This is a genomic window from Streptomyces sp. NPDC000410 (assembly GCF_040300305.1).
In the GTDB taxonomy this organism is placed as follows: domain Bacteria; phylum Actinomycetota; class Actinomycetes; order Streptomycetales; family Streptomycetaceae; genus Streptomyces.
Genome location: NZ_JBEPDM010000008.1, coordinates 84,706 through 109,155, shown reverse-complemented (window position 1 = coordinate 109,155; position 24,450 = coordinate 84,706). Strand labels below are relative to the sequence as shown.

The following is a 24,450-nucleotide window of genomic DNA, read 5'->3' as shown; positions in this document are numbered from 1 at the left end:
GTATACGGAGGAGCACGTGCGGTGACGCGGGGCGAGGGCGGCCGGAGACCGGCGCCCTCGCCCCGCGCGTTTGTTCGGGCATGGCCTCCGGGGAGCGATGCGCTCCGGATAGGCTGGGCGGATGACGCGAGCCGAGCAGCCAACGGCCCTGAACACCACTCCATACCCCGACGCGGATTTGCTTGCCGCGGACTCACGCGAGCGCGCCGTACGGTCGCTGCTGCGCGTCCCCGCGCTGCGGCGACTGTGGGGTGCGCAGTTCGTCGGCGGCATCGGTGACGCCCTCGCGCTGCTGGTGCTGGTCGTGCTGTCGCTCCAAGCGGCGGTGTCGGAAGAGGCGTTCGGGGGTGGGTACCGAGGGGCGGCGTTCGCCGTCGCCGCCGTGTTCGGCGCCCGGATCCTCGCGACGCTGCTCTTCGGAGCCGTACTGCTCGGTCCGCTGACCGCGCTCACGGCACCCACCGGTGCGCTGGACCGGCGCTGGACCATGATCGGGGCCGACGGCCTGCGCATCGCCCTCCTCGTCATCGCCCCCCTGTGGATCGACTGGACCCCGGGCAGCGCGCTGCCGGTCCTGCTGGCCACCGTCTTCGTCGCCGGTGTCGCCGAGCGGCTGTGGACGGTCGCCAGGGAGAGCGCCGCGCCCGCGCTGCTGCCCGCGCCGCCCCTGGAGGGCGCGGCGGTACGCCCGCTTCCGGATCACCAGGACGCGCTGCGCAGGCTCTCCCTGCGTACGTCCTTCGCGGTGATCCCCGCCGGGGCCGCCGCGCTGCTCGTCGCCACGCTCATCGGCAATCTGCTCGGTTCCGGCATCGAGTGGTTCTCGCTGCACCAGGCCGCTCTCGGGTCGTACGTCGCGGCGGGCCTGTTCGCCGCGTCCCTGTCCGTCCTGTCGGCCATCGAACTTCCGGACACGCAGACTCCGCGCCCCCGCTCGCCGCTGGAGGGCCTGCGTCGCCCGTCCACGGGCAGCGGGCTCGACAAGGGGCGTACGGGCGCGGTGCCGCTGCTCGTCCTCGCCTGCGCGGCGGTCGCCGGAGCCATCGCCTCCGCCGCGGGCGTCGCCGTACTGCACGCCCGCGACCTGGGCGGCGGCCCGGTGACCTTCGCCCTGCTCGTGCTGGCGCTGACCGGCGGTACGGCCATGGGCATCCGGGGCGCCAAGTCCGTACTGCCCGCCCTTTCCCGCCGTAGGCTGCTGGCCCTCGCGACGGCCCTCACCGGCATCGCGCTGCTGGCGGTCGGACTCGTACCGGACACCGCGACCGTGCTGTTCCTCGCCGTGGTGGCGGGCGGCGCGGCCGGTGTCGCCGCGGCCACCGGGCATGCGCTGATCGACCTGGAGACCGAGGAGTACCGGCGCCCCCGCGTCAACGAGCACCTGCAGGCCGTCGTCCGGGTCGCCATCGGCCTCGGCGCGATCGCCGCCCCGCTGCTCGCCGGCGGGATCGGCCGGCACCGCCTCGCGAGCGGCGACTTCGTCTTCGCGCACGGCGGCGCCGCCTTCACCCTGATGCTGGTCGGCGCGCTGCTGCTGCCCGTCGCCGCGATCGTGCTCGCCAAGACCGACGACCGGTCCGGTGTGCCACTGCGCCGTGACCTCGCGGACGCGGTGCGGCGCGGCGCGGACCCGGCGCAGGCCCCGTCCCCGACGGGCTTCTTCATCGCTCTGGAGGGCGGCGACGGAGCGGGCAAGTCCACGCAGGTGGAGGCGCTCGCCGAGTGGATCCGGGCCAAGGGGCACGAGGTCGTGGTCACCCGCGAGCCCGGTGCCACCCCGGTCGGCAAGCGGCTGCGCTCGATCCTGCTCGACGTGTCGTCGGCCGGCCTGTCGCACCGTGCCGAGGCGCTGCTGTACGCCGCCGACCGCGCGGAGCACGTCGACACGGTGGTCCGCCCGGCACTGGAGCGCGGCGCGATCGTCATCTCCGACCGCTACATCGACTCGTCCGTCGCCTACCAGGGCGCGGGCCGCGATCTGTCCCCGACCGAGATCGCCCGTATCTCGCGCTGGGCGACGGACGGTCTCGTTCCACATCTGACGGTGCTGCTGGACGTCTCCCCGGAGGCCGCGCGTGAGCGCTTCACGGAGGCGCCGGACCGGCTGGAGTCGGAACCGGCGGAGTTCCATCAGCGGGTGCGGTCCGGGTTCCTGACCCTGGCCGCGGCCGACCCGGGCCGTTACCTCGTGGTGGACGCCGGGCAGGAGCCCGAGGCCGTGACCACGGTCGTACGGCACCGCCTCGACCAGATGCTGCCGCTCTCCGCGGACGAGGTGAAGGCCCAGGAGGCCGCGCGCAAGGCGGCCGAGGAGGAGGCCCGCCGCAAGGCCGAGGAAGAGGCGGCCCGCAAGGCGGAGGAGGAGCGCCTGGAGCGCGAGCGCCAGGAGCAGCTCGCCAAGCTGCGTGCCGAGGAGGAGGAGCGCAAGCGCCGGGAGCTGGAGGAGGCGCGGCAGCGCGAGGCCGAACGGCAGGCGGAGGAGGCCAGGCAGCGCGCGGAGGAGGCGCGTCGGCTGGCCGAGGAGGAGCGGCGTCGGCGCGAGGCCGAGGAGAAGACCCGCCGCGAGGAGGCCGAACGCCGACGGCGTCAGGCCGAGGAAGAGGCCCGGCTGCGGGCCGAGGCGGAGGAGCGGCGCCGCGAGAAGCAGCGCAAGGCGGAGGAGGCCTTGCTGCGTGCGGAGGAGGCGCGCAGGGCGGCGGAGGCCGCCGCGGCCGCGGCCGCCGCCTCGGCGGTGGTGCCCGGGGCGAACGATGTGACGCAGACGGTGGAGACGCCGCGCCCGCGCATCGACATGACGAAGCAGGACGAAGAGACGACGGCGCTGCCGCAGGTGCGGGACGCGGGCTCGGGCTCGGAGGTCACGGAGACGACGGTGCTGCCGCAGGTGCGGGACGCGGGCTCGGGCTCGGGCTCGGAGGTCACCGAGACGACGGTGCTGCCGCCCGTGCGGGACGATCGGCACCAGGCGGCCGCGGTGGACGAGACGGCCGTACTTCCGTCGGTCGGCGACCCGGGCGCTTCGGGGGCTCAGGGTGCGCCGACCGGCCCGGCCGCTCCGACTGGCCCGGTCGCTCCGGTCGCTCCGGTCGCTCCGGTTCATGACGCGAACCTCGCGGACCGCGTGCCGCCGGGCATCTTCCGGGACGAGCAGCCCGCCGGCGCGGGCGACGTCACCCGCGAGCTGCCCCAGGTCGACGAGGAAGGACGGCTGCGGCGCCGCTCGGACTGGGCGGAGGAGACCCCGCTGGACGACCTTCCGACCCTGGCGGACGAGCTGCTCGGCCCGCACGACGGCGACGACGAGAACGGCCGCTACGGCAGGCGCTAGGGAGTTGTCCACAGGGGGCGGGGTCTGTCCGACCCCTCCCCCACAATGGGAACCCGGTGCGGCACCTGGCGGCACGTAGCGGCACGAGCGACACCTCGTACGTCGGAAGGCGGTGACGGCAGCATGACCGTATGGGACGACCTGGTCGGGCAGGACCGTGTCCAGGAACAGCTCGCCGCCGCCGCGCGGGACGCCGACGCGCTGGTGACGGCGGACGCGGCGGGCGAGCAGCGGCCCGAGGCGTCCAAGATGACGCACGCCTGGCTGTTCACGGGGCCGCCCGGCTCCGGCCGTGCCACGGCCGCGCGGGCGTTCGCCGCCGCCCTGCAGTGCACCAGCCCGGACCGGGCGCTGGGCGGCGCGCCGGGCTGCGGATTCTGCGACGGCTGCCACACCAGCCTGATCGGTACGCACGCGGACGTCCAGGTGGTCCGCACCGACCTGCTCTCCATCGGTGTGAAGGAGACCCGAGACCTGGTCCGCCGCGCCCAGCTCTCGCCCGCGGTCGGCCGCTGGCAGGTCATCGTCCTGGAGGATGCCGACCGCCTCACCGAGGGCGCCGGCAACGTCCTGCTGAAGGCCGTGGAGGAGCCCGCCCCGCGCACCGTCTGGCTGCTCTGCGCGCCGTCCCTGGAGGACGTGCTCCCGACCATCCGGTCCCGCTGCCGCCACCTCACGCTGCGTACGCCGCCGGTCGACGCCGTCGCGGACGTGCTGATCCGGCGGGACGGCATCGAGCCCGAGGCGGCGATGGCCGCCGCCCGCGCGACCCAGGGCCACATCGAGCGGGCACGCCGCCTCGCCACGGACGAGCGGGCCCGAGCCCGCCGCGCCACCGTCCTCAAGCTCCCGCTCCGGATCGAGGACATCGGGGGCTGCCTCAAGGCCGCCCAGGAGCTGATCGACGCCGCCGGGGAGGACGCCAAGCAGGTGTCGGAGGAGATCGACGCCAAGGAGACCGAGGATCTGAAGGCCGCCCTCGGCGCGGCGGCGGGTGGCCGGATGCCGCGGGGCACGGCAGGAGCGATGAAGGAGCTGGAGGACCGGCAGAAGCGCCGTAAGACCCGCACCCAGCGCGACAGCCTCGACCTCGCGCTGACCGACCTGACCGGCTTCTACCGCGATGTGCTCGCACTCCAGATGGGCTCCCGGATCGCCCTCGCGAACGAGGACGTGCGGGACGCGCTCGACCGGGTCGCCGGGAGCAGCGGCCCGGAGCGGACTCTGCGCCGGATACAGGCGGTGCTGGCCTGCCGCGAGGCCCTGGACGCGAACGTGGCACCGCTGCTGGCGGTGGAGGCGATGACGATGGCGCTGCGCACGGGCTGATGTCTCCATCGGGGCGCGCCCGCCCGCGGCGGCACGGTCCGACCCGCCCGTGGCGTCACGGGCGGACCCGCCCGTGACGCTCGAACCGACCCGCCCGCACCCCTGACCCTGCGAGCCGCCCTGTCGCTAACCCGCCCGAGTCACTCATACGAGCACGAACAGGCGATAACCGTCGCGGGCGGGCTACGCTCGCAGGATGGACACCAGGCAGCTCCTCCGGACCTCCGCCATCACGTTCGCCACAGCCCTGGGCCTGCTCATCTCGGGCTGCAGCGGGGGGAGTTCGCCGTCGGCGGCATCCGACGCGTCGGGGACTCCCGGGACGGCGGCGCCCGCGGCGGCGTCGCAGGCCGAGCTGAAGCGGTTCTACTCGCAGCGGCTGACCTGGAAGGACTGCGGTGTGCCCGACTTCCAGTGCGCCACGCTCAAGGCCCCGCTGGACTACGCCAAGCCCGACGGGCCGTCGATCAACCTGGCGGTGGCCCGGGTGAAGGCCACCGGCCCCGGCGAGCGGATCGGCTCCCTCCTGGTGAACCCGGGCGGCCCCGGCGGCTCGGCCGTCGGCTACCTCCAGGCGTACGCGGGCGTCGGCTACCCCGCCCAGGTGCGGGCCCGGTACGACATGGTGGCCGTCGATCCGCGCGGGGTGGCCCGCAGTGAGCCCGTCGAGTGCCTCGGCGGCAAGGAGATGGACGCGTACACCCAGACCGACCAGACTCCCGACGACCAGACCGAGATCACCAAGCTGAGCACCGCGTTCAAGGGCTTCGCGACGGGCTGCAAGACGCGCTCCGCCAAGATCCTGCCCCATGTCTCGACCGTCGAGACGGCCCGTGACATGGACATCCTGCGGGCGGTCCTGGGCGACGAGAAGCTGTCGTACGTCGGCGCCTCGTACGGCACGTTCCTCGGCGCGACCTACGCCGAGCTGTTCCCGGCCCGGGTCGGCCGACTGGTCCTCGACGGCGCGATGGACCCCTCCCTCCCGGCCCGCGAGCTGAACCGCGACCAGACCGCGGGCTTCGAGACCGCGTTCAAGTCCTTCGCCACCGACTGCGTCCGCCGCTCCGACTGCCCCCTCGGGACCACCTCCGCCGCGGACGCCGCGACCCGGCTGAAGTCCTTCTTCGCCGACGTCGACGCAGCCCCGGTCGCGACCGGCGAGGGCCGCAAGCTCACCGAGTCGCTGGCCACGACGGGCGTGATCGCCGCGATGTACGACGAGGCCGCCTGGCCACAGCTCCGCGGGGCGCTCACCCAGGCCATGAAGGGCGACGGCGCCGGCCTGCTGGCCCTGTCCGACACGTACTACGAGCGCGAGGGCGACGGCACCTACGCGAACCTCATGCCCGCCAACTCCGCCGTGAACTGCCTCGACCTGCCCCCTGCCTTCGCCACCCCCGCCGAGGTCACCGCGGCCCTCCCCGAATTCGAGAAGGCCTCCCCGGTCTTCGGCAAGGGCTTCGCCTGGGCCTCCATGAACTGCACCTACTGGCCCACCCCGGCCACCGGCACCCCCCACCGCATCGAGGCCAAGGGCGCCGCCCCGATCCTGGTCGTCGGCACCACCCGCGACCCCGCCACCCCCTACAAGTGGGCCCAGGCCCTCGCCGACCAGCTCTCCTCCGGCACCCTGCTCACCTACGACGGCGACGGCCACACGGCGTACGGCCGCGGCAGCGACTGCGTCGACACGGCGATCAACACCTACCTCCTGGAGGGCACACCCCCACCGGCCGACAAGAAGTGCTGACCCCCGCGCACCTGCCCGACAGGCCCGGCACCTGCGCGCTGGGCGGGTCGATGCGGGTCAATGCGGGCTGGTTCGGGGCACCCTCAGGAACCCTGTAGACTTAGCGCCGCTGCTGATGCGAACCTGCTCCTGCCGGGAGAGGTTTATCGGCAGCTTGCCGCCTTAGCTCAGTTGGCCAGAGCAACGCACTCGTAATGCGTAGGTCTCGGGTTCGAATCCCGAAGGCGGCTCAGAGAAACCCCAGGCCACATAGCCTGTGACCTGGGGTTTTTGCGTTTCCGTTACGTGCGCGGGCATGTGGTGGCCGGAGCCTGGAACCCCGTGCGTGAGCATGCGTGAGCGCCGGATCGGGGAACTGGCCCTGAGTTATCGGCCGGCGCGAAGGGCTGCGGCCGACTCCAGGAGGCCGTCTCGCTCCAGGCGATCGAGCACATCGCCCGCGACCCCGGGCGGATTTCGCCACGAGTCGGCGATCTGTTGGACAGCGGCAAAAACCCTCTGGCGATCGAGGTCGATCTGGGCCAGAACGAAGTCGTCGGCGGAGACGGCTTCGACGTTCCATGTACTCAGCGTCTCGTCAGGGAAGTCCTTGAGGTTGTTCGTGACGATGAGTTGAGCCCGGGACTTGACGGCGGCAGCGAGCACGTGACGGTCGTCGGCGTCCGGCAGGTCCAGTACCGACTCCAAGGGCTCGTAATCCTTGACGAGGCAGTCCCGAACAGCGCGCATCATCAGCTCGCGCGTACGGGTCAACCTCGCAGGATCGAGCTCTGGCCTGTTGGCCTGAAGATTCGTGAAGACTTCATCGAGGATCCGTTCGGTCCATTTGGCCTGCACGAGCCCAGCTTGGGCTATGCGGATCAGCAGGTCGCGCAGCGTGCTTGGGTACAGGACGCAGGCGTCGTAGACGACGATGAACGCCACGGGGTCAGATCAGCCCCATCTCCTGGTTCAGGGCCGTCAGTTCGTCTGCTGCCGCCCGTCGTTTCTGGTCGTCCTGGCGTTGGTACTCAAGCAGGGACTGTGCCTTGATCCGGCGGTGGGTGCCGACCTTCCGGTAGTCGATTTCGCCGGCGTCCAGGAGTCCGATCAGGAACGGCCGGGACACGTTCAGCATGTCAGCGGCTTGCTGTGTGGTCAGCTCGGCGTGTTCGGGGACGATGGAGACGGCGCGGCCTGCGGCCATGTGGCTCAGTACCGTCGCCAGCAGTTCCACGGCCTCGCGGGGCAGCTCAAGATCGGCATCTGCATCCTCGATCCGGAAGTGGATCCGTTCGGCATGAGGGGAGCGGGCGAGGGATCTCTTCACAGGCATCAGGGCCCGGGCCGCGAAATCGGCATTCGCTCCGGAGGGGGGCGTGGCCCGAGCAGTCGAGGCGCTCATGGCGTGACCATCCCTTCGCGTCGTGACCAGGAGGCCGCCCCGTGCGACTCCCTCAATGAAGTATCCGCAATAATCGAAGCAAGCGCAACCGATTCAGGTCAGGCGGGTGGGTGTCGACGCCCTTCCCCGGGGCCCCGCCTGCGTGAGCGTTACGTGAGCGGACTGGGCGGTACTGGGATGGACTGGGCGTCACGCTGATCAAAGGTGTGGCCCGACTGGTCAGGGGAAACCGAATCCGGCGGCATCGCCCGGCACCAGCCGGGATGATCTTGTGGGGCCTCGTAATGCGTAGGTCTCGGGTTCGAATCCCGAAGGCGGCTCCAGTGAAACCCCAGGTCAGATACTTCTGACCTGGGGTTTTTTCCGTGCTCGCGGTCGAGGGGGAGGACATCGGCAGCACCGGTGTCCTCGCCCCGTCCTGCTTCGGCCTCAGGATGTCCTGGCCCGCTGGGTGACCACGATGCAGGTGAGGACGATGGCGGCGGTGAGCGGGACGGCCGTGGTGATGTGCTCGCCGAGCAGGAGGACCGCCCAGACCAGCGTCAGCAGCGGCTGCGCCAGCTGGAGCTGGCTCGCCCTCGCCACGCCGATGAGGCCCATGCCCTTGTACCAGACGACGAATCCGCCGAACTGCGAGATGCCGGCGATGTAGGCCATGCCGAGCAGGGCCTTCGTGGTGAAGTGCAGGGGCTCGTGCGGGAGCGCCCACAGGGTCACGGCGAGGTTGACGGGGGCGGCGAGCACCACGCCCCAGGCGATGACGCGCCAGCCCGGCATGCCCGCTGCGGAGAGCCGTCCGCCGAAGGCGTAGCCCGCCGCGCAGACCACCAGGGCGCCGAAGAGGTAGAGGTCCGCGACGGTCGGGCGGCCGTGGTTCTGCGACAGCGTGTACACGATGACCGTCGCCGCTCCGACGCCGGCCGCGGCCCAGAAGACCTTCGACGGGCTGCGCCGGGTGAGGACCGCGGAGAACACCGCCGTGGCCATCGGCAGCGCACCGATCACGACCGCCGAGTTCGCGGTGGACGAGGTCTGCAGGGCGAGCGTGGTCAGCAGCGGGAAGCCGACCGCGCAGCCGCCCGCGACGACGGCGAGCGCGGGCCAGTCCGCGCGCTTCGGCAGCGGCGCCCGGGTTATCAGGAGCGCGGCGAGCGCGATGACGGCGGCCAGGACGCCGCGTACCCCGATGGCGCTCCACGGCCCGAATCCGTCGAGCGCCCACACCGTGCCGGGGAAGCTGAAGGAGAAGCTGATCACGCCGAGCGCGGCGTAGAGGGTGCCGCTGGAGACCGCCGGTGTGGCAGCGGGGGCAGTGGCAGCAGGGGCTGTGGAGACGGGGGCTGTGGTGACAGGGGTGAGGGAACCCTGCTGTGCCGTCATGACTGTCCGTTCTTCCGCTTGAGAGCAATTTCTTCCAGCCGTACGGAGATGGCCTGCGCGAATCGTGTGGCGGAGGCTTCCGAGAACGGCATGCTGAATGATGGTTCGCAAAGTTCGAGTTCGAGAACCAGGGGCTTTCCGTCGGCGCCGCGAATGAGGTCGACGCGCCCGTAGAGCAGTGGCTCCCGCAGCTCCAGGTGCGCGGCCGCGGCGTCCAACGCGGCTGCGGCGACCGCGCGTTCGTCCCCGGCGGCCTCCCGGGCCGTGCGGGCCTCCTGCGTCGGCTCGTCGACCGTGCCGTCCGGGCGGAGCAGCGCGCGCTTGCGGATGGCGTGGCTGTAGACGCCGTCGAAGTGGATGAGGTCGGTCTCGCCGTCGTGATCGACCGAGTCCAGGTAGGGCTGCAGGATGACGTGGCAGCCCTGGTCGAGAAGCTTGGCGACGTGGGCCGCCGCCTCGGCCCCCGACGACCGGGAATAGCGTTGCACGTCCCGGGAGTAGGCGCCGACGGTCGGCTTCACCACGATCTCCCGGGCCTGGTCGTGCCCGGCGACGAACGCCCGTACGGCCGCCGCCGGGTCAGCGCCGGGGGCCACGAAGCCGCTGGGCACGACCGGTACGCCGGCCGAGGCCAGATCGGCCAGGTAGCGCTTGTCGAGATTCCACCGCACCACCGGGAGCGGGTTGAACAGGGTCGTCACATCGGTGACGTACTCGCACCATTCCAGGAACTGCGGAAGGCTCTCCACATAGCTCCACGGAGAACGCAGCAGGACGGCGTCGAAGCGGTCCCATTCGATGTCCGGATCTCGCCAGGAACAAATCTCGGCCCTGATGCCGGCCGTTTGGCAGGCCTCGAGCAGCAACGGCATGTCGTAATCAATGGCAATGCTGGTCTCGTCGGTGACCAAAGCCAGATGGTTGCCCATCGGGTGACTCCAATGAGGGAAGACGGGGAGACGGGAAGACGGGAAGGGGGACTGCCGTTCCGGGGTTGCTACCAGGGGACGGTTTCTCCCCTGTGGGTGTAGGTGCCGGTCGGTCCGTCGTCGCCGAGGAGAGCCATCGTGACGCTCGTCCTCGCTCCGTCCGTGACATCGAGATCGCCGGCACCGTCGTTCATTCCGGTCCTGGTGTAACCGGGGTGCACGGCGTTCACCTTGACCGGTGTCCCGCGTAGTTCGTAGGCCAGGTGGACGGTCCAGGAATTGATCGCGCTCTTGGAGGCGCTGTAGGCCGGGAGCGATTTGAACATGGGGCTGTACGCATACGACTCCGGGTCGCTGTGCGTGGTCAGCGAGCCGAGCAGGCTGGACACATTGACGATCCGTCCGGCCGTGGACCTGCGGAGCAGCGGGAGGAAGGCCGTGGTCACCTCGACGACGCCGAACAGATTGGTGTCGAAGGTCTCGCGCCACTGCTCTATCGGCTGCTCGGACGGCTGCTTTCCGTACTCCTCGATCCGGATGCCGGCGTTGTTGACCAGGATGTCGAGGCGGCCATGGCCGATGTCGACCTCCGAGGCGGCGGCCTGGATGCTCTCCGGGTCGGTGAGGTCGAGGACGAGCGGGTCGGCGGCGAGGCCGTCGCTCCGCAGTTTCTTCGCGGCCGCCGTGACCGCTTCGCGGTCACGGCCCGCGAGCAGTACCTGGATACCGGCGGAGGCGAGCCGGCGCGCGGTCTCGAAGCCGATGCCCCGGTTGGCGCCGGTGACGAGGGCGAGTCTGGACGGTTGCTCGGGCATGTGGTTCTCCAGGACAGGGAAAGAGGGAGGGCGGAATCGTCCGGCTAGAGCGCGGTCAGAAATTTCGCTACGGGTGTCCCGAAACGGGCCGTGTCGATCAGGAAGGCGTCATGGCCCTCCGGTGAATCCAGTGCCAGGAACTCGACGTCCGCGCCGCCGGCGGAAAGACCGTCGGCGATCTGCCGCTGCTGTCGCAGCGGGAACAGAATGTCGGTCTCCACCCCGATGACCAGCGTCTTCTCCAGGCGGATACGGGAGAGGGCCTCGTCGGTGGTGCCGCCGCAGGACTCGCCGAGGTCGAACCGGTCCATGCAACGGCTGAGGCAGAGATAGCTGTTGGGATCGAAACGCCGCGCGAAGCGCCGGGCATGACGCTCCAAATAGCCTTCCACCTGGAATTCATGGCCGAAGGGGTCGTCGTCCGCGCGGTCCTCCGGTGCGATGCGCGCCCGGCCGAACCGGCTGTCCCATTCCTGGGCCGACCGATAGGTCATCATGCCGAGCTTGCGCGCGGTGAACATGCCGCGCTGCGGGTAGTTCCCGTCGTCGTACCGGCCCTGGTTCCAGAGTGGGTCGCACCGGATCGCCTCACGTTGCAGGGAGCGGATCGCTATCGAGAACGGCAGCGCGCGCGCCGCCCCGCAGATGTTGATGTGGCCGCGGGCCAGGCCGGGATGCCGGGCCAGCAGGGACAGCGCGCTCATGCCGCCCATGGAGGTGCCGATCACGCACGCCAGCCGGTCGACACCCAGCGCGCGCACCGTGTGGGCCGCGGCGTCGGCGATGTCCTCCATCGACAGGTCCGGGAAGCCGGGGCCGTAGGGCTCGCCGGTGCCGGGGTCGATCGAGGCGGGCCCGGTCGATCCCTTGCAACTGCCCAGCGAATTCAGGCAGATCACGTACCAGCGATCGGTGTCGACGGGCCTCCCGGGCCCCACCATCGCCTCCCACCAGCCGGGGTCGGTGTCCGCCGGGTGGGAGGCCGCATGGGCGTCGGGCGAGAGGCCGGTGAGGATCAGGACGGCGTTGTCGCGTTCCGGGGCCAGCCGTCCGACGGTCTCGTACGCGATGCGCGCACCGGTCAGCCTTCCGCCCCGTCGCATGGCGAATTCTGCGGGGAGGTCGGCGAAACGGGCCGCGGGGGGGATGAATTCCCTCATGTGTCTGTTTCCTGTGTCTGTTTCCTGCCGGGTGAAGGTGTGCCGCGAGGGGCAGCTCGGCGAGCAGCGGGCGAAGGGGCCGTGTGCCGGGGTCAGGCCCCGCCGTCACCGGTCTCCAAGGAGGCGAGCCACTCGTCGTCCGAGCCCTCGGCCATGCCTTCCATGAGGAACGTGGACAGATAGCGCTCGCCGGTGTCCGGGAGCATGGCGAGGAGCACCGAGCCCGCCGGCGCGGTCTCGGCGACGCGCAGCGCGGTCGCCAGGGTGGCGCCTGCCGAGATGCCGGTGAAGATGCCTTCCTCGGCGGCGAGCCGACGAGCGGTGTCGCGCCCCTCCACCTCGTCGACGGTCACCAGTTCGTCGATGACGCTCCGGTCGAGCACGCCCGGCACGAAGTTCGGGGCCCAGCCCTGGATCCGGTGGACGTTCCACTCCTGCCCGGCGAGCACGGCGGCGTTGTCCGGCTCGGCGGCGACGACCCGCACCCCGGGGCGGGCCGTCTTCAGCATCTGCCCGACGCCGGTGAGGGTGCCACTGGTGCCGAATCCGGTGACGAAGTAGTCGAGCCGCTTGCCCGCGAAGTCGCCGAGGATCTCCGAGGCGGTGGTCTCGCGGTGGTACGCGGGGTTGGCGGGGTTGTCGAACTGGTTGGCCCGGAACCAGCCGTGCTTCTCGGCGAGTTCGTCCGCGATCCGGTTGCCGCCGCTGCTGCCCAGGTGGCCCGGGAAGAGGATCACCTTGCCGCCGTAGGCCCGGATCAGCTTGCGCCGTTCCGCCGAGTACGTGTCGCCCATCACCGCCACGAACCGGTAGCCGCGGGCCGCGGCCACCATCGCCAGGGCGATCCCGACGTTCCCGGAGGTGCACTCGGCGATGGTGTCGCCGGGCTTGAGCAGCCCCTTCGCCTCGGCGTCGAGGATGACGGAGAGCGCGAGGCGGTCCTTCACCGAGCCGCCGGGGTTGAACGACTCCACCTTCACGTAGACCGTGGTGTGTGAGGGGGCCATGCGGTTCAGCCTGACGATCGGGGTGCGGCCGATGGTGTCGAGGATGCTGTCGTGGAGAGGCATCGGAAAGTACTCCTTGGCAGGCGGGGCCAGCGGTGCTGGCCGGGGGATCGAGGGCCAGTGGTGCCGGCCGGGATCGAGGGCCGGAGGGATCGGTTCGGCGGAGGATCGAGGGCCGGAGGGATCGGTTCGGCCGCGGGGATCGGTTCGGCGGGGGCGGCCGCCGGGGAGGGGAGTCCGGCGGCGGCCGCGGCGCGCCCGTCGCAGGTGTTCAGGGCAGCTTTCGGCCGGACCACGGCCTGTCTGTCGTGTCTGTCGGATCAGGCCCTGGCCGGCGGGGTGTTCTCGAAGGCGGGGGCGACCATGTGGAGGATCGTCGCGACCGCCTGCTCACTGAGCGCGTCGTCCAACGGGGCGTTGAACTCGGCCAGTTCGACGCCGCGGAGCTGCTCCGGCGGAATCGCGTCGAAGATCGCCCGGATCTGCTGGGGGAGCAGGCCGTCCGGAACCGTGTAGTCGGCCGGCACATGTCCCGGTTCGAGTACGTCCCAGTCGATGTGCACCCACACCGGGGAATCGCCGACGGCCTCCAGGATGGTCTCGGCCGTCGTCTCCGCCGGGGGGATGACCCGGACGCCGTGCTTCGCGATCAGCTCGCCCTCGGCCTCGTCGATGTCGCGTGCCCCGACCAGAATCGCCTGCCCGGTGCGGAGGCCGGCGCCGTGGCCGCTGTCCCAGAGCCCGCACGCGCCGGCGAGGACCATCCCGCCCAGATATCCGGTGCCGGTCGTCTCCGGTGTGTTGAAGTCGCCGTGTCCGTCGATGTAGAGGACCACGGCATCCGGGTGCTCCTGGGCCACGACCGGCAGAGTGGCGAGGCTCGCCGAGCAGGTGTTGGAGATCATGACGGTGCGGCTGCCGTTCCCGATGCTCTCGGTGACGGCCCGGCGCAGCTCGGTCAGCGTCTCCCCGGCCTGCGGCAGGCTGACGGTCCAGTCGTCGTCGGCGGGCGGCGCGGGCTCTCCGACGAACCGGCCGGTGAGTCCGTAGCGATGTTCCAGGGCCCGCGCGATACGGGCGGCGCCCTCGATCATCCGGGGTTCCCGGTCGGCCACCCGTCCCTGGGACACGATGAGCTCGATCATTGGTCAGGACCTCCTGTTCGTTTCAACAGCTTTGCCAAATGCTTTGGCGACAGCTCTTTAGGTCTGGAAATGCGTGTGGGGCTAAGAACGTGTGCGGGGCTGGAAAGGGCACACGCCCTTTCGATCGGCGTTCTCGTCGATGAGCCCGTACTGGAACCATTCGAGTGAGCCGGTGCCGTAGGAGCCCAGTTGCGGTGAGTGCTGGATTCCGTCGTAACGGTGTATTCGGTCGCGGATGTTCGCGCGGACCTTGCGGCCGCTCGGCGTATCGCCGGCGAACACGTCGAACCGTTCCCGAGGGTTGATGACGAGGGTGAAATATTCGCCGAGGTTTCTGCTGCGGCGGTTTTGGTGAGCGGGGCTGCTCATATTGAAGAACAACGGCATTCCGTTGAAGCACATGGACCAGGCTTCGGAATCCGGGTCCTGCCCGACGTCCTCCGGCCAGGGCGCGGGATCGAGATGATGCAGCTCCTGCAGCACCTGCCAGCCGAAGGAGTGGTACTCCTCGACGGTGCGCGCGGTCACGGCTTCCGTCGAGAACGTCACGACCAGCGGATACGCGGTGTCCAGCCGACCGTCCCAGGCCCGGGACAGCTCGACGTACTCGGTGAGGGCCTCCGCCAGGTGCCGAATGCCGTCGCTCCCGGCGCTCTCCACGAAGACGAACTTCAGGAGCTCCTTCCGGAACGCGTTCCGGGAGAAGACGCACGGGAAGCCCGGCCCGGTGAGACGTGCTGCGATCTCTTCGAAGGCGGCGCGGTGCCATCCCTCGCCGCCGTCGAGGACGTGTCTCTGTGAGATCAGTTTCGTGGGCGGCTGCGACCTTTCCATATGAGTATCCATTTTTACGGTCCCTGCCATGTCGAATGAGGGGGTGAGAGGGGTGGCGCTCTTTCCCGGGCCATTCCGCGTACTCCGAGAATTCGCGGATGCGGAGACTTCGGTACGGGCGCCTTGAGCACCCCCGCCGCGGCAGCCGAATTCGTTTTCTCCGGGCTGCGGTGTCGCCCATCGTGCCCCACGAATTCCGGGCGTCACAACGCATTGCCACCAAGGGTTCAGTGGGGGTGTACACCGTGTACGCCGATGGTTGTATGGCGATGCGCCCGAGGCCATTCCTAGGCTGCGGCCGTGATCAATTCCGGTGCTTACGTGAGTGTTTCCGGTCCGGCTCGCGCGCTGGATCTCCGATGGCGTACCGCGACAGAAATGGCGCGTCTGTGCTGGTCAGAGGCGCGCCCCTCGGTACAGCTGGTGTTTCTGCTGCGGTTCGCGGTGGGCGCGGTGGGCGCGGTGGGCTCGGTGTCCGCCGTTCAGCTGCCGCAGGCTGCGGGGCGGACCGTGCTCGGCATGGCGTCCTGGTGGTGCGCCGTGGCCTGCGCGTACCTGCTCAACGGGGTGACGGACGTCCGGGAGGACCGGGCGAACGGCTCCCGGCGACCGATCGCCCGGGGAGACCTCCCGGTCCGCACGGCCGCGGTGGTCACGGCCCTGCTGGCCGGCGCCGCGCTGATGCTCGGAGCGCTGGCGGGGAACGGGGTTCTCGTGTGGGTGGTGGGCTTCCTGCTGCTCGGCTGGGCCTACTCGGCCCCTCCGGTGCGGGCGAAGCAGTCGAGCGTGCTCTGCGCGCTGGTGGTGTTCGGTCTGGGTGCGACCTCGTACGCGGCCGGGGTCGCGGCGGCCGGCTCCGGGTGGACCGCGACGGGCGCGGTGTTCGGGTGCGTGATGACGGCCTGGATGGCCCTGGTCGGCTCCCTGGTCAAGGACTTGGGGGACGCCGGCGGGGACGCGGCCGGCGGGCGGCGCACCGTCGCGGTCGTCCACGGTGTGGCGGCGGCGCGGGCCCTGGCCGTGGCGGGTGCCGTGCTGGTCGGCGCGGCCGGGACGGTGGCGGCTGCCCTGTGGGCCCCGCTCGCTCTCGTGGGGACGGTACCGGTGGCGGCGGGGGCGGTATGGGTCGTCGCCCGGGTGGTGCGCGACGCCCGGCGGGAGAGCGCCGATCGGCAGCAACGGCGCGGCGCCTATCGGGCGTTCATGGTCACGCAGTACGTCGCGAACCTGCTCATGCTGCCCGCGCTCGCGGTCGGGTGAGATACGGCGACGTGAGGGGCGGTGACGTGAGGTGCGGCGAGGTGAGGGGCGGTGACGTGAGGTGCGGCGAGGTGAGAGACGGTGACGTTGAGAGGCGGCAGCGTCAGATACGGCGAGGTGAGAATCCGCCGGGTGGGCCGCGCCGGGGTGCGCCGCGGCCCGGCGAGTCACAGCCGCGCGCGCCGCGGCCGGGTGACCCACGGGCGAGCGCGCGCCAGCCAGGTGGACCCATAGCCGCGCGCGCCGCGTCGAGGTCAACCCTGCCCGGGGAACGCCTTGTTGAGGGCCTGCACCCGGGAGCCGGCCCCGAGCTTGCGGTACGCGTTGTGCAGATGGCGTTTGACGGTCGCCTCGCTGATCTCGAACCGGCGGCCTATCAGACGGTTCGTCAGCCCCGCGCGCACCGCCTCCAGGATCTGCCGCTCCCGCAGCGTCAGCAGGTCGAGGGCCTGTGCATTCGCGGCGTCCACGGCATCCACGGCGTCCGCAGGCACCCCGGGGTCCTGTTCCCGCACCTCGGGTGCGGGCGGCCGCTGAGCCTCCTCGTACCCCCGGATCCCCTGGTACAGGCGGCTTCCGGCCGCGGCCCGGAAGGCGGTGGTCACCGTCTGCGTCGCCGCGAGCCGCTGCTCGGCCTGCACCCGGTCGACGGCTTCCGCGACCGCGCCCTGCATGGCCTGCCAGAGCACCTCCGCCGCCCGCACCGACTCGGACACCGGAACCCGCTGGACGACGCGATGGGCCCCGAGCAGCCGCGAGTACTCGCCGACCCCCGGGGTCTCCGCGTGCTGGCCGGCCTCGAGCGCCTGCGCGCACTCGGCCACGATGTTCTGCGCCTGGTGACGGCACTGCCGCCAGATGTCCTCGCGGGACACCAGCGGACTGCCGAGTCGTCCCAGCGCCGCCCGGTACGCCTCGATGATCTCGGGTGTGGCAGTACGGAGCTGCTGAGCAGCCGCCTGACGACCCACGGGTGTCCCCCTCCGGCCACGGAGCGTCGCAGCCGCCTGTCCCGGGCGACGCTCTCAGCGTGATGTGGGTGGGCAAACTAACATCCCGTCGGCTCCCCCGAAAGGGAAGATCCAATTAGCGGGATCAGTAGTCACGCTGCGTCATAGTGGCTGGCTATAGCCCATGTATCCGGGGCGGGGCGGGTCCTCGTGGGGGTGGGTCGAACGGGGTTGGTGAGGCAGAAAACGGGCGGCGACGGTCGTGCGGCGGAGCTCGGCGATCACTTCGGAGAGTGACCATCCGGTCCGGGTGGTGCACCAAGGCCTACGGATCCGCGCGCGCCGGTCGGCGGCGTCGCCGCGCAGGGTGAAAGCCGCCATGCCCTTTTGCCCTGCTTCTGGTTGAATCACGACGCGTTGAACGGGCGGACATTTCAAGGAGGTTGGCCACCGCGGCCCGGCCTCAGGTGAGCGCGAGCTTGGCCCCGAGCGCGGCGAACGCCCCCGCGAACACGCGCCGCATCCAGGCCAGCACCGGCGGGTGGGACATGACGCGGTGCCGGATCGCCGCCGCGAACTTCCCGTACCCGGCGAAGACGACCAGCGACAGCAGCATGAAGACGGCGCTCAGCTCGACCATGCGCAGCAGCGCGTTCGACTCGCCCGGCCCGACGAACTGCGGCAGGAACGCGAGGAAGAAGATCGTCAGCTTCGGGTTGAGCAGGTTGATCAGCACGGCGGAGACGATCACCTTCGCCGCCGAGCGCGGAGTCGCGTCCTCGTCGGTCGTGAGCGCACCCCTGGCCCGCAGCGTGCTCCACGCCATGTAGAGCAGGTAGGCCACCCCCAGGTACTTGAGCACCTGGAAGGCCAGGGCGCTCGTGTGCAGCAGCGCCGCGAGCCCGGTGATCGCCGCGAGCATGTGCGGAACGATCCCGAGCGTGCAGCCGATCGCGGCGACGTAGCCGGCACGTGCGCCGCGCGAGAGGCCGGCCGCGACGGTGTAGAGCACACCGGTGCCGGGCGTGGCCACGACGATCAGGGAGGTCAGCAGGAACTCGATGCTCATGGTGTCGGTGTTCATGCCTCGACTGTGCGGGCGCAATGGTCCGATGGACAGGTCCAAAGAGGTCCCTGTCCACTGGTCCGTAGGCCGCGCAGGCGCCACGGTCGCGGCGTCCTACTTGGCCTCCGAGTACCTCTCCACCACCGCCGTCGTGAACGGAAACCGCACCGGCGTCTGGCCGAACGCGATCCGCCCCGCCAGCTCCGCCGCCGAGCCGATCGCCCGCACCACCTCCGCCGCCTCCTCCGCCGGGCAGTGGACGATGACCTCGTCGTGCTGGAAGAAGACCAGCTCCGCCCGCATGCCGGCCAGCTCCCGGCGCAGCGCGGCGAGCAGGAGCAGGGCCCAGTCTGCGGCGCTGCCCTGGACCACGAAGTTGCGGGTGAACCGGCCACGGGCGCGCCGGTTCGTCGAGGCGTAGCCGGGGACGAATTCGCCGCCTTCGCCTTCCGGAGGGGAACCGGCCTCCTGCGGCAGACCCGCCTCGCCGTCCTCGTCCGCGCCCGGCGCGGGCGGGCTGGTGCGGCCCAGCCAGGTGCGCACGAGGCGGCCCTCCTCGCCCGCGCGGGCCGCGTCGTCCACGTACGCCACGGCCAGCGGGAAGCGGCGGCGCAGGGCCGCCAGGTTCTTGAGGCCGTCCCCGCTCGTCTGGCCGTAGATCGCGCCGAGCAGCGCGAGCTTCGCGTGGTCGCGGTCGCCCGAGAACGCCCGGTCGGACAGCCGTCTGTACAGATCGTCGTCGTGGCCCGCGACTTCCATCAGGCCCGGGTCGCGGGAGATCGCGGCGAGCACGCGCGGCTCCATCTGATCGGCGTCGGCCACCACCAGCCGCCAGCCCTCGTCCGCGACGACCGCGCGCCGTATCACCTTGGGGATCTGGAGCGCCCCGCCGCCGTTGGTGGTCCAGCGGCCGGAGACGGTGCCGCCCGGCACGTACTCGGGGCGGAAGCGGCCGTCGCGCACCCAGTCCTGGAGCCAGCTCCAGCCGTGCGCCGTCCAGATCCGGTACAGCTTCTTGTACGCGATCAGGGGCGCCACCGCGGGATGGTCGATCTCCTCCAGCTCCCAGCGCCGGGTCGACCTCACTTTGATCCCGGCCTGCGCGAACGCCTTCACCACGTCCGCCGGCAGATCCGGCCGGACCCGCCGCCCGAACGCCGCCGACACCTCGTCCGCCAGCTCCGCGAGCCGCCGCGGCTCGCCGCCGCCCGCGTACCGCTCCCCGAGCAGCTCGTGCAGCACCTCCCGGTGCACGTCCGCCCGCCACGGCAGCCCCGCCCGGTGCATCTCGGCGGCCACCAGCATGCCCGCCGACTCGGCCGCGGTGAGCAATCCCATCCGGCCGGGGTGCTCGGCGGCCTCGTGTCTTCGCAGCTGGTCGGCGTAGACCTCCAGGAGGCCCTCGAAGGGCACGCTCACCGGCCGCGGCTCGAACAGCGAGGACTGCGAGCCCGGTTCGGCCGACCGGGGCGGCGGATCGGGCGGCACGGGCGCGTGCCGCAGCCGCGCCCACGCGGCCGCCGCCGACCGGGGCTCGCCGAGCCGTCCCTCGTGCCCGAGCAGCAGCAGCTCGGCGGCCTCGATGTCGTAGCACCGCTCGACGCGCACCCCGGCCGCGAGCAGCCGGGGACAGATCTCGGCGGTGGACCGCCACACCCACCGCGCGACGTCCGGCCGCCCCCTGACCGCCGCCACGAGATCGGGCTCGGTCAGCACGGGACCGGCGGGCAGCCCGTCCCGTCCGAGGGGGGCGAGCCGCGCCCCGCCGCCCTCGGTGCTGTCCAGAGCCCATCTTTCGCTCATGGTCTCGAATTGTGGCACCCGCCACTGACAGTCACCCGAGCAAGCGCCCACCGCCCGCGCGCCGACGGTGACGGGGGCGGCGGCCAGGAAGCCGGCGCGCGGCCCCCGGGTAGGCTCCATCAGCGTGAACGTGGTGGAGCGTGCGCTCGGCGGGGCGCTGTACGCCGATGACGACGACGCGCTCGACACCGGCGCCTCGCTGCTGGCCGCCGACCCGGCCGCCGACGCGGAACTGACCCGGCGCGGCGAGGAATTCGTGCGCCGGGCCTGGGAGCGCGGCTGGCAGCCCGCCGATGTCGTACGGATCGTCCGCCGCGACCTCGACGACGTCCACGTACGGCTGGCCGCCGCGCTGATCGCGGGCGAGACACGGCGCTACGGCGGGGCGCGGGCCCTGCCGCCGCGCTGGGCGGACCAGCTGGCCGCACTGCCGTCGGAGGCGCCGCCCGCCATGGACCGGTTCTCGTACGCGACGGCCGTTCTGGAGCTGTACCGGCTCCTCGTACGGCTGCCCGCGCTCGAACCGGTCGGCCCGGTGCCGGGCGGCGGGACGGTTGGGCTGCCGCCCGCGTCGCCGCACGAGCCCCGGATGCTGACCCGGATCCGCGGCCTGCTCGCCAAGGCGGAGGCCACGGGCTTCCCCGAGGAGGCGGAGGCGCTCACCGCGAAGGCGCAGGAGCTGATGGCGCGGTACAGCATCGACGAGGCGCTCCTCGCGGCGCGCACCCACCGCGCGGACGTGCCCGGGGCCTGCCGCATCGGGGTGGACGCCCCGTACGAGGAGGCCAAGGCGATCCTGCTGCACGCCGTCGCCTCGGCGAACCGCTGCCGCACGGTCTGGAACAGCGGATTCGGCTTCTCCACGGTGGTGGGCTTCGAGCCCGATCTGGAGGCCGTCGAGCTGCTCTACACCTCGCTGCTGGTGCAGGGCACGGCGGCGATGACCCGTGCGGAGGCGGGCCAGCGCGCGGGCGGCCGCAAGCGGACCAAGACCTTCCGGCAGTCCTTCCTGCTGGCGTATGCCCACCGCATCGGCGACCGCCTCGCCGCGGCGAAGGAGCACGCGGCACAGGAGGCGGAGGCGGCGCGGGGGACGGGCGGTGACGACGGCGGCCTGCTGCCGGTCCTCGCCGCCCGCGACGTCGCGGTCACGGACCACGCGGACCGTCTCTTCCCGTCCACGGTCACCACCCGCGTTCGCGGCGCCACCGACCTCTCGGGCTGGGAGCACGGCACCACGGCCGCCGACACGGCCCACATGCCGGGCCGGGCACGGGACGAACTGCGCGGCCGGCCCCGCCGCCCCGACTGACGCGTACAGGGACGGCGGGCCGGGCCACGCTCAGGAGGGCGGATCCGGCCGCCGCTCAGGGCGGCGTGCCCGGCCACCGCTCACGACGGCGGGTCCGACCACGCTCAGAAGGGGGCTGGCCACCGCTCGCGACGCTGGGCCCGGCCACCGCTCAGGACGGCGCACCCGGCCACCGCTCAGGACCGCGCTCCCGGCCACCGCTCAGAACCGCGCTCCCGGCCACCGCTCAGGACTGCGGGACCAGGTCCGTCGGGTACTGGGACGGCAGCCCCGTCGGCAGGCCCGGCAGCGTGCCGCCGTCACCCGGCTCCGTCCGCGCCAGCGTGTCCTTCGCCCCACCGCTCCACGAGATCACGAGGCGCTTGCCGTCGCTGGACTCGACGGTGCCCTGCGTGCGGTCGGTGTTGCCGTTGTCGCACTTCAGCGACAGCGTCTGCGGCTTCGCGGCCGTGACCGTGCCGTCGCAGATGCTCTGCCCGGCGATGAGCGCGGCGCGTCCGTCCGAGACGGACAGGGCGACGACCCCGTCCTTGGACAGGCCGGACCAGGTCCCCTCGATGTCGGGGGCCTCACCGGAGGAGTCGGCTCCGGATCCGGAGCCGGCTCCTCCGGGCGCCGCGCTCGGCGGGGCGCTCGCACCCTTCTCCTTGTCCGCGGCGTCGCCGCCGCAGCCGGTCAGCGCGAGGGCGGCGGCGAGACCCGCCGCCGCGACCGCACCGGTACGTACGAGCTTGTGCACCTGTTCTTCCCTCTGGTCGGTTGCGGGACCGCGCCAAGCTACCAGCGCGACCCGCCCGCCACGGGGCGCCTCACCAGGACGACTTCGTGACTCCCGGCAGGAATCCGGCGTGCGCCTGCTCCCGCAGCCGGACCCGCGACAGCCCGAACCTGCCGACGAATCCACGCGGCCGGCCGTCCACGCTGTCCCGGTTGCGCACCCGCGTCGCGCTCGCGTCACGCGGCTGCCGGCGCAACTCGGCCTGTGCCGCGTTCCGTTCGGCCTCGGACGTACCGGGCCTGCGGATGATCTCCTTCAGCTCCGCACGCCGCGCCGCGTAGCGCTCCACGACGGCCTTGCGCCGCTCATTGCGGGCGATCTTGCTCTTCTTCGCCATCAGACCTTCACTCCCCGGGCGCGGATGCGGGCCACCGCGGCCTCGATCCCGATGCTGTCGACCGTCTTGATCGCCCTCGCGCTGAGCGTGAGCCGCACGTACCGGCCCTCGCTCGGCAGCCAGTAGCGCTTCTTCTGGATGTTGGGGTCGAACCGCCGCGAGGTGCGCCGGTGGGAGTGGCTGATGGTGTTGCCGAAGCCGGGCTTGGTCCCGGTCAGCTGGCAGTGTGCCGACAACGTCACACACCCCTTCGTTTGGTAATGGAAATCATTTCCATATACTAGCCCCATGGCCCGCAACGAACTACGCCCGATCATCAAGCTCCGGTCCACGGCGGGGACCGGCTACACGTACGTGACCCGCAAGAACCGCCGTAACGACCCCGACCGCATGACGCTGCGCAAGTACGACCCGGTCGCCGGCCGGCACGTCGACTTCCGCGAAGAGCGCTGAACCCGCTGAGCCCGCCGAGGAGCCCTGCCGCCATGAAGCCCGGAATCCACCCCTCCTACGGCCCCGTCGTCTTCCGCGACCGGGCCGCCGACTACGCCTTCCTCACCCGCTCCACGATCACCAGCGACAAGACGATCGAATGGGAGGACGGCAACACCTACCCCGTCGTCGACGTGGAGATCTCCCACGTGAGCCACCCCTTCTACACAGGGACGGCGCGCGTGCTCGACACGGCCGGACGCGTGGAGCGCTTCGAGCGGCGTTACGGGCGACGCGAGGCCCGCTGATGGAAGGAAGGCTCCCTGTCGCCCTGGTGGGCGGACTGCACGCGGACGCCCGTACCGCCACGGTGGAGAAGCTGCTGGCCACCGTCCCCGGCAGCGTCGCGCTCCACCACGACCTCGCGGCGGCCGCGCGGGGCACGGTCGTCCGTACCGTCCGCGATGCCACCGGCGTGCTGTCCACCGGTGAGGCGCCGCTCGTCAACGACTGCGCCTGCTGCGCGCTGCGCGAGGATCTCGTCCCCGAGCTGGAGCGGCTCGCCGACGGCGGGCTCACCCGGCTCGCGATCGTCGAGCTGTGGGACTCCGTCGAGCCCAAGGCGATGGCCGAGGTCGTCGCCGCCCACGGGGACCGGCTGGAGATCACGGCCGTGATCACCGCCGTCGACCCCGCGCTGCTGCTGCCGTACCTCGGCAACGGCGACGACCTGGGCGACGTGGGGCTCGCCGCCGCCGCGAGCGACCAGCGCACCGTCGCCGACACATGGGCGCGGCAGCTGGAGTACGCGCCGGTCCTCGCCGTCGTCGACAGCGAGGAGGCCGACGCCGAGGACCGGGCCCTGCTGGCGCAGCTCCACCCGACCGCCCGCCGGGTCCCGGTGGGCAGCGGCGAGCTGGCCGCGGCGGCGCTGGCGGGCTTCGACGTCGAGGCGGCGGCCGCCGCGCAGCATCCGGCCTGCGCGCTGCTGCCGCAGGAGGCGGACGAGTGCGGTGTCGGTACGTACGTATGGCACCGGCGCCGGCCCTTCCACCCGGAGCGGCTGTACGCGGCCCTGGAGGATCTGACCTGCGCCGCGGCCCGCAGCCGCGGCCGGTTCTGGCTGGCCGACCGGCCGGACACCCTGCTGGCCTGGGACGCGGCGGGCGGCGCGCTCTGCGTGGAGAACGCGGGCCCGTGGCTGGCGTCGCTGCCGGACGCCGCCTGGGAGATGGTCCCGCCGGTGCGCCGCGCCGCGGCCGCCCTGGACTGGCACCCCGAGCACGGGGACTGCTGCCAGCACCTGGTCTTCACGTCGCCTGGGCTCGACCGCGACGGGCTGGCGGAGCTCCTGGAGTCCTGCCTGCTGACCGATGCCGAGTACGCCGCCGGGCCGGAGGCGTGGAAGCGCCTGCCGCCGGCATTCGATTCCCTCCTGGAGGTATGAC

Annotated in this window: 23 protein-coding genes and 1 tRNA gene; 9 read left to right on the top strand and 15 right to left on the bottom strand. The window is 71.8% G+C overall.

Annotated features, from left to right (window positions below; translation table 11 throughout):
- The first annotated feature begins 121 nt into the window (after positions 1-121).
- The 4 genes from tmk to ABT342_RS12760 all read left to right on the top strand — a co-directional run bounded on the left by tmk (position 122) and on the right by ABT342_RS12760 (position 6,640).
- Positions 122-3,328, top strand: a complete 3,207-nt coding sequence (tmk, locus tag ABT342_RS12775) for a dTMP kinase (protein ID WP_351571294.1) — start codon at positions 122-124, stop codon at positions 3,326-3,328.
- Between the two features lie 123 nt (positions 3,329-3,451).
- Positions 3,452-4,657 carry a DNA polymerase III subunit delta' gene (locus ABT342_RS12770; RefSeq protein ID WP_351571291.1) on the top strand — a complete coding sequence of 402 codons (1,206 nt, stop codon included), beginning with the start codon at positions 3,452-3,454 and terminating at the stop codon, positions 4,655-4,657.
- A gap of 196 nt (positions 4,658-4,853) precedes the next feature.
- A complete protein-coding gene (locus tag ABT342_RS12765) occupies positions 4,854-6,410 on the top strand; it encodes an alpha/beta hydrolase (protein WP_351571288.1) in 1,557 nt (518 codons plus the stop codon).
- Between the two features lie 156 nt (positions 6,411-6,566).
- A tRNA-Thr gene (locus tag ABT342_RS12760) sits at positions 6,567-6,640 on the top strand.
- A gap of 136 nt (positions 6,641-6,776) precedes the next feature.
- On the opposite strand, the gene ABT342_RS12755 is transcribed toward ABT342_RS12760, so the two are convergent.
- The 9 genes from ABT342_RS12755 to ABT342_RS12715 form a co-directional block, all read right to left on the bottom strand.
- Complete coding sequence (locus tag ABT342_RS12755) at positions 6,777-7,334, bottom strand: PIN domain-containing protein (RefSeq protein ID WP_351571285.1); 558 nt, start codon at positions 7,332-7,334, stop codon at positions 6,777-6,779.
- Between the two features lie 4 nt (positions 7,335-7,338).
- Positions 7,339-7,725, bottom strand: a complete 387-nt coding sequence (locus tag ABT342_RS12750) for a helix-turn-helix domain-containing protein (protein ID WP_502965521.1) — start codon at positions 7,723-7,725, stop codon at positions 7,339-7,341.
- A gap of 498 nt (positions 7,726-8,223) precedes the next feature.
- Positions 8,224-9,174 (bottom strand): DMT family transporter, encoded by a 951-nt coding sequence (locus ABT342_RS12745; RefSeq protein ID WP_351571280.1) that lies wholly within the window; start codon positions 9,172-9,174, stop codon positions 8,224-8,226.
- Positions 9,171-10,103, bottom strand: a complete 933-nt coding sequence (gene dcsG, locus ABT342_RS12740) for a D-cycloserine synthetase (RefSeq protein ID WP_351571278.1) — start codon at positions 10,101-10,103, stop codon at positions 9,171-9,173. Before dcsG ends, ABT342_RS12745 begins: the two co-directional genes overlap by 4 nt.
- Before the next feature lie 68 nt (positions 10,104-10,171).
- Positions 10,172-10,918, bottom strand: coding sequence for an SDR family oxidoreductase (locus tag ABT342_RS12735; protein WP_351571276.1), 747 nt, complete (start codon positions 10,916-10,918; stop codon positions 10,172-10,174).
- 44 nt (positions 10,919-10,962) lie between these two features.
- A complete protein-coding gene (metX, locus tag ABT342_RS12730; protein WP_351571273.1) occupies positions 10,963-12,078 on the bottom strand; it encodes a homoserine O-acetyltransferase MetX in 1,116 nt (371 codons plus the stop codon).
- 92 nt (positions 12,079-12,170) lie between these two features.
- On the bottom strand, positions 12,171-13,148 hold the full coding sequence (gene cysK, locus ABT342_RS12725) for a cysteine synthase A (RefSeq protein ID WP_351571270.1): 978 nt from the start codon (positions 13,146-13,148) through the stop codon (positions 12,171-12,173).
- A 257-nt stretch (positions 13,149-13,405) separates the two neighbouring features.
- Entirely contained in the window at positions 13,406-14,230 is an 825-nt protein-coding gene (locus ABT342_RS12720; RefSeq protein WP_351571267.1) for an arginase family protein, read from the bottom strand.
- 81 nt (positions 14,231-14,311) lie between these two features.
- The gene (locus tag ABT342_RS12715) at positions 14,312-15,064 is read right to left on the bottom strand and encodes a YqcI/YcgG family protein (protein WP_351571264.1); all 753 of its coding nucleotides are present in this window, start codon (positions 15,062-15,064) and stop codon (positions 14,312-14,314) included.
- Positions 15,065-15,442: 378 nt separating this feature from the next.
- On the opposite strand from ABT342_RS12715, the gene ABT342_RS12710 reads away from it, so the two are divergent.
- On the top strand, positions 15,443-16,324 hold the full coding sequence (locus tag ABT342_RS12710; protein ID WP_351571261.1) for a UbiA family prenyltransferase: 882 nt from the start codon (positions 15,443-15,445) through the stop codon (positions 16,322-16,324).
- 254 nt (positions 16,325-16,578) lie between these two features.
- On the opposite strand, the gene ABT342_RS12705 is transcribed toward ABT342_RS12710, so the two are convergent.
- From ABT342_RS12705 to ABT342_RS12695, 3 genes are all read right to left on the bottom strand, one after another.
- Positions 16,579-17,295 (bottom strand): helix-turn-helix transcriptional regulator, encoded by a 717-nt coding sequence (locus ABT342_RS12705; protein WP_351571258.1) that lies wholly within the window; start codon positions 17,293-17,295, stop codon positions 16,579-16,581.
- A 442-nt stretch (positions 17,296-17,737) separates the two neighbouring features.
- Positions 17,738-18,343 carry a LysE family translocator gene (locus tag ABT342_RS12700; RefSeq protein WP_351571571.1) on the bottom strand — a complete coding sequence of 202 codons (606 nt, stop codon included), beginning with the start codon at positions 18,341-18,343 and terminating at the stop codon, positions 17,738-17,740.
- Between the two features lie 111 nt (positions 18,344-18,454).
- Complete coding sequence (locus ABT342_RS12695) at positions 18,455-20,143, bottom strand: bifunctional 3'-5' exonuclease/DNA polymerase (protein WP_351571255.1); 1,689 nt, start codon at positions 20,141-20,143, stop codon at positions 18,455-18,457.
- 133 nt (positions 20,144-20,276) lie between these two features.
- On the opposite strand from ABT342_RS12695, the gene ABT342_RS12690 reads away from it, so the two are divergent.
- The gene (locus ABT342_RS12690) at positions 20,277-21,455 is read left to right on the top strand and encodes a DUF2786 domain-containing protein (RefSeq protein WP_351571569.1); all 1,179 of its coding nucleotides are present in this window, start codon (positions 20,277-20,279) and stop codon (positions 21,453-21,455) included.
- 226 nt (positions 21,456-21,681) lie between these two features.
- Here the strand turns inward: ABT342_RS12690 and ABT342_RS12685 are convergent, their stop codons facing one another.
- The 3 genes from ABT342_RS12685 to rpmB all read right to left on the bottom strand — a co-directional run bounded on the left by ABT342_RS12685 (position 21,682) and on the right by rpmB (position 22,806).
- Positions 21,682-22,194: a hypothetical protein gene (locus ABT342_RS12685; protein WP_351571252.1), complete on the bottom strand. Its 513-nt coding sequence runs from the start codon at positions 22,192-22,194 to the stop codon at positions 21,682-21,684.
- Positions 22,195-22,264: 70 nt separating this feature from the next.
- The gene (gene rpsN, locus ABT342_RS12680; RefSeq protein ID WP_351571249.1) at positions 22,265-22,570 is read right to left on the bottom strand and encodes a 30S ribosomal protein S14; all 306 of its coding nucleotides are present in this window, start codon (positions 22,568-22,570) and stop codon (positions 22,265-22,267) included.
- On the bottom strand, positions 22,570-22,806 hold the full coding sequence (rpmB, locus tag ABT342_RS12675; protein ID WP_351571566.1) for a 50S ribosomal protein L28: 237 nt from the start codon (positions 22,804-22,806) through the stop codon (positions 22,570-22,572). Before rpmB ends, rpsN begins: the two co-directional genes overlap by 1 nt.
- Before the next feature lie 52 nt (positions 22,807-22,858).
- On the opposite strand from rpmB, the gene rpmG reads away from it, so the two are divergent.
- Genes rpmG through ABT342_RS12660 form a run of 3 tightly spaced genes read left to right on the top strand, consistent with a single transcriptional unit; the run spans position 22,859 to position 24,449 of the window.
- Entirely contained in the window at positions 22,859-23,023 is a 165-nt protein-coding gene (gene rpmG / locus ABT342_RS12670; protein WP_043238828.1) for a 50S ribosomal protein L33, read from the top strand.
- Positions 23,024-23,055: 32 nt separating this feature from the next.
- On the top strand, positions 23,056-23,310 hold the full coding sequence (locus ABT342_RS12665; protein WP_351571245.1) for a type B 50S ribosomal protein L31: 255 nt from the start codon (positions 23,056-23,058) through the stop codon (positions 23,308-23,310).
- Complete coding sequence (locus ABT342_RS12660; protein WP_351571242.1) at positions 23,310-24,449, top strand: CobW family GTP-binding protein; 1,140 nt, start codon at positions 23,310-23,312, stop codon at positions 24,447-24,449. Before ABT342_RS12665 ends, ABT342_RS12660 begins: the two co-directional genes overlap by 1 nt.
- The last annotated feature ends 1 nt before the right edge of the window (position 24,450 follow it).